8 protein-coding genes are annotated in these 7892 nt (G+C 67.5%); 1 reads left to right on the top strand and 7 read right to left on the bottom strand.

Features of this window, described 5'->3' with window-relative positions; translation table 11 throughout:
• The coding region (locus ACFVIV_RS37165) for a cytochrome P450 (protein WP_379204708.1) at positions 1-233 on the top strand (233 nt) is incomplete at its 5' end.
• Between the two features lie 37 nt (positions 234-270).
• Here the strand turns inward: ACFVIV_RS37165 and ACFVIV_RS37160 are convergent.
• From ACFVIV_RS37160 to ACFVIV_RS37130, 7 genes are all read right to left on the bottom strand, one after another.
• Positions 271-1110 carry an ABC transporter permease gene (locus ACFVIV_RS37160; protein ID WP_379204706.1) on the bottom strand — a complete coding sequence of 280 codons (840 nt, stop codon included), beginning with the start codon at positions 1108-1110 and terminating at the stop codon, positions 271-273.
• On the bottom strand, positions 1107-1844 hold the full coding sequence (locus ACFVIV_RS37155) for an ABC transporter ATP-binding protein (protein WP_379204704.1): 738 nt from the start codon (positions 1842-1844) through the stop codon (positions 1107-1109). Before ACFVIV_RS37155 ends, ACFVIV_RS37160 begins: the two co-directional genes overlap by 4 nt.
• Before the next feature lie 15 nt (positions 1845-1859).
• Positions 1860-2345, bottom strand: a complete 486-nt coding sequence (locus ACFVIV_RS37150; protein WP_379204702.1) for a hypothetical protein — start codon at positions 2343-2345, stop codon at positions 1860-1862.
• 108 nt (positions 2346-2453) lie between these two features.
• Positions 2454-3266 (bottom strand): SAM-dependent methyltransferase, encoded by an 813-nt coding sequence (locus ACFVIV_RS37145; RefSeq protein WP_379204701.1) that lies wholly within the window; start codon positions 3264-3266, stop codon positions 2454-2456.
• A 120-nt stretch (positions 3267-3386) separates the two neighbouring features.
• Positions 3387-4457, bottom strand: a complete 1071-nt coding sequence (locus ACFVIV_RS37140) for a hypothetical protein (RefSeq protein WP_379204699.1) — start codon at positions 4455-4457, stop codon at positions 3387-3389.
• A 157-nt stretch (positions 4458-4614) separates the two neighbouring features.
• On the bottom strand, positions 4615-6252 hold the full coding sequence (gene nuoN / locus ACFVIV_RS37135) for an NADH-quinone oxidoreductase subunit NuoN (protein ID WP_379204697.1): 1638 nt from the start codon (positions 6250-6252) through the stop codon (positions 4615-4617).
• On the bottom strand, positions 6249-7865 hold the full coding sequence (locus ACFVIV_RS37130) for an NADH-quinone oxidoreductase subunit M (protein ID WP_379204696.1): 1617 nt from the start codon (positions 7863-7865) through the stop codon (positions 6249-6251). Before ACFVIV_RS37130 ends, nuoN begins: the two co-directional genes overlap by 4 nt.
• Positions 7866-7892: the final 27 nt, after the last annotated feature.

Genomic DNA, 7892 nt, shown 5'->3' with positions numbered 1-7892 from the left:
GGTGGTCGCCGTCGAACCCTGGGTCGAAAAACCGGAGCTTCGTTCCGTTCAGCATGGGCAATCAGATGTGTGTCGGTCGAAATTTCGCGTGGGTGGTACTGCAGACGACTCTGCACAGTCTGCTGTCGCAGTGGGAGTTCCGGCCGGTCCCGGCCAGGAAGCTCCCGCGGGTGATGGGGCCGATCCCCGGGCTGAGAAGGCTTCCGCTGGAGGTTCGTCCGGCCGTCGCGTGAACAATCGGCGCCGCGGTCACCGGGCCGGTGACCGCGGCTAGCTTTTGCCTGATTCGGTGGGCGCCGTCCTGCGATGTCCGGATATCCGGCGAAGGAGGAGGGGCAGCACCGCGGCGGCGACGAAGAGGGTGGCGGCGACGAGGATGAAGTAGAGCAGCGATCCGGTGCGGCCGAAGCGGGGGACGAAAGCGACCTGCTGGCCTGTCGCGGCGACGGCGTTGAGGAACGGGGCGTAGGCCTGCAGGGTGAATCCGTGGGGGAGCAGATTCATGGCGCTCTCGGCTACATAGACCCAGAACAGGAGGACGGCGACGGCGGCGGACGGCGCGCGAATCAGCGACCCGACCGCGATGCCCACCCCGCATGCGGCGAACGCGTAGACCGGGACGGTCCAGAGGAACCGGACACCGGCCGAGTCGGTGATGTCCACGCCCCCATAGAGTTCCGGGAACTGCAGGGGCAGCGTGACCATCACGACGACGAGCAGCACGAGTGTCGATATCGCCGCGATGGCGCCGTAGTAGATCCACCGGGCCAGCGCGGCCGTCCAGAGCCGGGGGAACAGGAAGGTGTTGAGATCGCTGGTCCGACCGCGTCGCTGGGTGCCGTGGGCGTAGGCGGCGGTGACCATCATGACCGAGACGGAAAAGGTCATCACCCAGTACACGGAGTTGACGGTGGATACCGGGGCCACGAAACGCTGTCCGGGCAGGGTGGCGAGTCGTTCTGCGACGGCGGCGATTCCGAAGGTGACGGCCAGCGGCAGGACGAAGGTGAGCGGGACGGCAACGGTCCACAGGAAACTGCGTCCGGTGGTGCGGGTCCATTCGGCGGCGACGCCGCGGCACAGGAGGGTGGCCGGAGCGGGACTGTTCATGAGACCGCGCCGGATGCGAGACGGGTGGGCAGGCCGGCGATTCGCACGTAGGCGTCTTCGAGGCTGGTCTCGTCGGGCCCCAGCGTGCTCATGAGGTGGGCGAAGGGCTGGTCGGCCAGAATGCGCCGGTTGCCGAGGATGACGATGTGGTCGGCATTGCGTTCGACCTCGTCGAGCAGGTGCGTGGCGACCAGGACACAGGTCCCGGCATCGGCCAGGTCGCGCAGCAATTCGCGTATCCAGCGGATACCCGCGATGTCGAGGCCGTTGAGCGGCTCGTCGAGCAGCAGGGTCCGAGGCTCGCAGAGCAGTGCGGCGGCGATGCCGACGCGTTGGAGCATGCCGAGCGAATAGTGCCCGAGTCTGCGATCGGCGACCCCGACCAGATCGACGATCTCGAGCACCTCGCCGACCCGGGCGGTGGGTATGCCGCGGGCACGAGCGATCCAGCGCAAATGCCGGCGTGCGGTGTGGCGCGGGTCGAAAGCCCGGTAGTCGAGGTGCATTCCGAGCGTGGCAGGTGTGGTGTGATGGGCGCGGACAAGGGTGCCGTCGACCCGGACGGTCCCAGCGGCGGGCGCGACGAGGCCGCAGATACACCGCAGCAGCGTAGTCTTGCCGGTGCCGTTGAGACCGATCAGGTAGGTGACCGCCCCGTCTGCCACGGTGAGTGCGGGGACTTCCAGGACGGTCACGCCCGGGTAGCTCAGGGTGAGGTCACGAATATCGATCACGGTGCCCGGAGCTGGTCAGAAGTCGCAGGACATCGACAGGCCCACGGCCTTGATGCCCTCGCACACAGAGCTATTGGAGAGCTTCCAGACACCATCGATACGCTTCCAGACCACGCGCGCGGTGATATCCGGCCGCCCCACCGACTTGGTGCGCAGCATGGCGGTGTGCACGTCGCCGTCGTGGGTTTCCGGACCGCTGATCTCATTGGATCCGTACGGAGCCCGGAACATACCGGTGTTGTAGAGGGCGTTCGCGACCGCGACCGCCCCCATACCGCCTTCCATATTGGCCGCTTTGGCCTCGTCGGAGACGCCGGGCGTTTCGATCAGGAAGACGACCTGTTCCTGGAGATCGGCCACGGTGGGAACGTCTTTGGTGATTAGGAAATTACCGGGCGCGGCAAATGCGGTAGGGGCATTGACAACCGAGGCGCCGGTCGAGGCCACAGCGACCGTCATGATCGACGACACGACACCAGCGACAATATTGAAGGACTTCATCTCTTCATCCTCTGATCAACTGGGACAGCGCCTGATGCACGCTCGAATGTGCAGGCGGCCAACAACAAATTGGCGCATCAAAGAATACTCGCGCTCACAGCCGTTTCCTCAGGGTTTGCGGCCGATAGCGCCGAGCATGACCATCCGTGTGTCCGGCAAGCCGGGGCGGAGCCACTGCTGAACCGGCACCACGCCGGGTTCGAACAACTCGAAGCCGGCAAGGAATGCCTGCGTCTGCGCCGTGGACCGAAAGGTGACCTGGGCCGGAGTGTTGTCGGTGCCGGTGAGCACGCGGAGTATCTCCGGGTCGGACTCGGAGGAGCCGTGACTGATCGCCAGGTAACTGCCCGGTGCCAATTGATCACGGAAGGCGGCGACGATCTCGGCGGGGCGTTCGTCGTCCATCACGTAATGCAGCACGCCGGAGAGTATGACGGCTACCGGCTCGTTGAAATCGATCAGAGCGCGGTCGCTGAGTTGATCGAGAATGTCATCGGGACAACGAATGTCGCCCAGCAGTGCGGCGACTCCGGGCGGCCCGGCTAGCAGCGCGTCGCAGTGGGTGACCACGACCGGGTCGTAGTCGACGTACACCACCCGCGCCGATGGCTCGATCTCGCGAGCCGTCTCGTGCACGCTGGGCGAGACCGGGATCCCCGAGCCGAGATCGAGGAACTGACGGATACCGGCATTAGCGGCCATCTCGACCGCTTTCAGCAGGAAACCCCGGGTGAACCAGACCAGGGTCTTGAGTTCGGGTACGCGCGAGAGCATTCGACCGGCCATCTCCCGGTCGGTCTCGTAATTGTCCTTCCCGCCCAGCAAATAGTCGTACAACCGGGCGGAGTTCACCTCTCCGGGGTCGAACGAGTCCGGTTTCCGTCTAAGCTCCGACGCAGGTCCTTCTGCACCTTCGGCCACGAATGTAACCGTAGCCGACCGCTACGCCGGGTGTGCGCGAATCACCATCGCGGTCGAGCCATCGGCGTACGCCGTTCCGGCGCAACATGATTCGACAGGCCACAACAGGCCGACAGGTATTCACTCCCCACCGCTGTCGCGGGTCGGGTCCGGATCCGCCTCGGCCAGGGCGACCGCGTGCGCTACCGCGGACCGTGCCCGGTCGACGGTCGCGTAACGGCCCAGACCGCAGGGGGCCGCGACGTCCAACCGGCCGCCGTAGGCCGACTCCGCCGCCGCCAGCGCCTGTCGTGCCTGCGCGAGCGGTTGCTCCGGATGGGCCAGCCCGGCGATGACACGCGTGGTGGCAGGCAATTCGAGGCGCGCCAGCGGCGCGTAGTACCGCGGCCGAACCGGCGCCTGCGTGCCGTCGCCGATGGGCAGGTGGACGAACTCGAGACGCCTTCCCGCGGGCCAGTGTCGCGCTATCGCGTTGGCCAGCGCGACAACCGGGGCCGTAGACCTCGGTCGCACGACCGGTTTGTCGTCGAGGCTCCCGTAGCACAGGTGCACACCGAATCGGGAATCATGGGGGGCCCGGGCGACGAGACGTGCGATCGCTCGACCCGCCGCGGTGGCCGGTCCCTGCCGCAACACCGCGGGTGTCCCCGCGCAGAGGAGCGTCTCGGCTGCCAATTCGAGTTGGAATACGACGTTGTCCCGCAACGCCTCCTGGATACGGACGATCTCCCGCACCGTGGCGTCGGCAATTGGGCGGTAGTAGGGAAAGCCGCGCCGCCACACGAGCATGCGCGCCTCGAAGGCGATGAAACCGATGACAAAGGGTGTCGGTATACCGACCTGCAAGCGCAGTCCGGGATCGGTTCGGTGCCGGCGAACCAGCGCGTCCCCGGCGCGCACGGCCTCCTCCGCATAGCCGAGCGCGGCGTCGATATCGGCTTCGGCCAGCGATCGGCCGGCCCGAAGACGAAAGGTGTCGCGGGAACGCAGCGTCGACCAATCACCGCGGCGCACCGGCGCCAGCGCCGGGATGCCGCCGAGCCGGTCGATGATGGGTCTGACGTACCACTGGGCGCGATACGGATCCGCTTCACAGCCCGGAACCATGCCATCGAGGAATTCACCGGCTGTGTCGACAGCGAACGCCATAGCCTTCTCGGGACTGTCCAACTGTGCGGGCAGGCTGCCCACAAAGTGAACCCTACGCTTGGGCTGCACGGCGCCAGTCTCGCATATCGACCGTCCCGAGACGTGCGGTCCGGCTATTCCGACCGCATCCGGCTTTGCGGTGATGGTGATAGGGGACAGGCCCACCGCCGGGGGCGGTGGGCCTGTTCGGGTAGGGCGGTCAGCGGGTGAAGGTGGCGGCCTTGTCGGCGAGGTCGAGGAGGGGTTGGGGGAAGATGCCGAGGACGAGGGTGGCGGCGGCGGTCAGGGCTATGACGGTGGTGGTGAGGGTGGGGTAGACGAGGGTGGGTGGGGTGATGGGGGGATCGGTGAAGAACATGAGGACGATGACGCGGATGTAGAAGAAGGCGGCGATGGCGCTGGTGATTACGCCGACTATGACGAGGGGGACGGCGCCGCCGGAGGAGGCGGCTTCGAAGACGGCGAATTTGGCGATGAAGCCGCTGGTGAGGGGGATGCCTGCCATGGAGAGCAGGAAGAGGGAGAAGATGCAGGCGAGCCAGGGGGAGCGGCGGCCCATGCCGGCCCAGGCCGGGAGTGCGGTTGCCTCGTCGCCGTTTTCGTCGCGGACCAGGCTGACCACGGCGAAGGCGCCGAGGGTGCCGAGGCCGTAGACGGCGAGGTAGAACAGGGTGGAGGAGACGCCGGCGTTGTTGGCTGCCACCAGGGCGGTGAGGATGAAACCGGCGTGGGCGACAGAGGAATACGCGAGCATGCGCTTCATGTCGGTTTGGGTGATGGCCAGGACGGCGCCGACCACCATGGTGGCGATGGCGACGGCGGCGAGGATGGGGCGCCAGTCGTCGCGCAGGCCGGGGACCGCGATGTACAGGATGCGCAGCAATGCACCGACTGCAGCGATCTTGGTCGCGGCCGCCATGAAGGCGGTGACCGGGGTGGGTGCGCCCTGGTAGACGTCGGGCACCCAGGATTGGAACGGCACCGCGCCGATTTTGAAGAGCAGGCCGACGGCCAGCATGGCCACGCCGAGGATGGCGAGGGTGTGCGATTCGGTGGTGTCGCGGGCGACGGCGTCGGCGATGCCGGAGAACCGGACGGTGCCGGCGTAGCCGTAGAGCAGCGCCATGCCGTAGAGGAAGAACGCCGAGGAGAACGCGCCCAGCAGGAAGTACTTCAAGGCCGCTTCCTGCGACAGCAGCCGCCGGCGGCGGGCCAGTCCGCACAGCAGGTACAGCGGCAGCGACAGCACTTCGAGGGCGATGAACATGGTGAGCAGGTCGTTGGAGGCCGGGAAGAGCATGAGCCCGGCGACCGCGAACAGGGTCAGCGGGAAGACCTCGGTGGTGGTGACTCCGGCTCGGGTGGCGGCGATTTCGTCGGAGCTGCCGGGAGTGGCCGCGGCTTGCGGGGTGAAGGCGTCCACTCCCCGGGCGGCGGTCAGGCTCCAGGTGCCGGGTCCTTCGCGGCGGATCGGCATGCGGTCCGCGCGCCGTTCGGCGATGAACAGCACCCCGAGGATGGACACCACGAGGACGGTGCCCTGCAGGAACAGCGTCACCCCGTCGATGGCGACCGCGCCCACCACCGCGGTGGCGTTGGTGCCGCGCAGCCCGATGACCGCGCCGAGCGCGACACCCATGCCGCCGAGCGCGAGGATCAACTGCACGGCATAGCGGGATCGCCTGGGCGCGAAGGCTTCCACCAGGACCGCGGCCACCGCGACCCCGAACACGATGAGCATGGGTGAGAGCTCACGGTATTCGATGGACGGCGCGGGCACCGCTGCGGCGAGCCGCATATCGGCCGCTGCGGCGGCGTGGAGCAGGGGTCCACTCATTTGTGTGCACCTCCGGTTTGCGTCTGGGCGGCTTCGGGCGTGACGGCGGGCGCCGGATCATGTTGGCCGATGGTGGTGAGGGTGTTGGCCACGGCCGGATCGATGGTGTCCAGCACCGGTTTCGGGTAGAAGCCGAGGAACAGCAGCGCCCCGATGAGCGGCACCACCACGACCAGTTCGCGCGGCAGCAGGTCGTAGAGGCGTTCGTTGCCGGGCTTGACCGGCCCGGTCATCATGCGCTGGTACATCCACAGCACGTACAGCGCGGCCAGCACCAGCGCCGACGCCGCGAACACGGCGGCGACCGGGTAGCGGGTGAATGTGCCGATCAGCACCAGGAATTCGCTGACGAACGGCGCGAGTCCGGGCAGTGACAGCGTGGCCAGACCGGCGATGAAGAACGTCCCCGCCAGCACCGGCGCCACTTTCTGCACTCCGCCGTAGTCGGCGATGAGCCGGGTTCCCCGGCGCGAGACCAGGAATCCGGCGATGAGGAACAGCGCCGCGGTGGAGATGCCGTGGTTGACCATGTACAGCGTCGCCCCGGTTCCGCCCTGGGTGGTGAGCGCGAAGATGCCCAGGATGATGAAGCCGAAGTGCGAGATCGAGGTGTAGGCGATGAGCCGCATGACATCGGTCTGCCCGATGGCCAGCAGCGCGCCGTAGATGATGCCGATGACCGCGAGCACGCTGATCACCGGCGCGTAGTACGACGAGGAGTCCGGGAACAGCAGCAGGCAGTAGCGCAGCATGCCGAAGGTGCCGACCTTGTCGACCACGGCCATCATGAGCACCGCGCTCGCCGGGGTGGCGGCCACGGCGGCGTCGGGCAGCCAGGTGTGCAGCGGCCACAGCGGCGCTTTCACCGCGAAGGCGAACATGAATCCGAGGAACAGCGCATTGAGCACGATCGGTCCGGCGCCGAGCTGCCCGGAGTTGGCGGCCGCCATGACGGCCCGGAAGTCGAAGGTCCCGTTGCCGTCCTGGCCGAGACCCTCACGCGCGGTGAGCACGTAGAGCCCGATGACCGCGGCCAGCATGATGAGCCCGCCGAACAGGTTGTACAGCAGGAACTTCACCGCCGCCCGCGAGCGCTGCGCCCGGATGGCCAGATCCTCGGTGCGCGGGCCGAACCCGCCGATGAGGAAGTACATCGGGATGAGCATGACCTCGAAGAACACGTAGAACAGCAGAATGTCCAAGGCCACGAACGAGATCAGCACCATGGCCTCGACGACCAGGGTCAGCGCCATGTAGTAGTGCGCGACCCGGCGCCCGGAGCCGACTTCGCGCTCGTCCTGCCAGCCGGCGAGGATGAGCAGCGGCACCAGGCCGGCGGTGAGCAGCACCAGCACCAGGGCGATGCCGTCGAGTCCGAGGGTGTAGCCGGCGCCGAAGGCCGGGATCCACTGGTGGGATTCGACGAACTGGTATTGCTCCCCGCCGGGTGCGAATTCGATGGCGAGCCAGATCCCGACCCCGAGCGTGCCCAGCGAGACCGCCAGCGCGAACGAGCGCGCCGCGGTGCGCCAGGCCGCCGGGAACAGCAGCACCAGCGCGGCTCCGGCCAGCGGAACCGCCCACAGCGTTGTCAGCCACGGAAAGTCACTCACGCCGCCACCTCGCTAGCGCTCGGCGAC

The sequence above is a fragment of the Nocardia sp. NPDC127526 genome (assembly GCF_042672265.1).
Lineage (GTDB): Bacteria > Actinomycetota > Actinomycetes > Mycobacteriales > Mycobacteriaceae > Nocardia.
The sequence above is the reverse complement of the archived record's forward strand: the minus strand, read 5'-3'. Positions and strand labels throughout refer to the sequence as shown.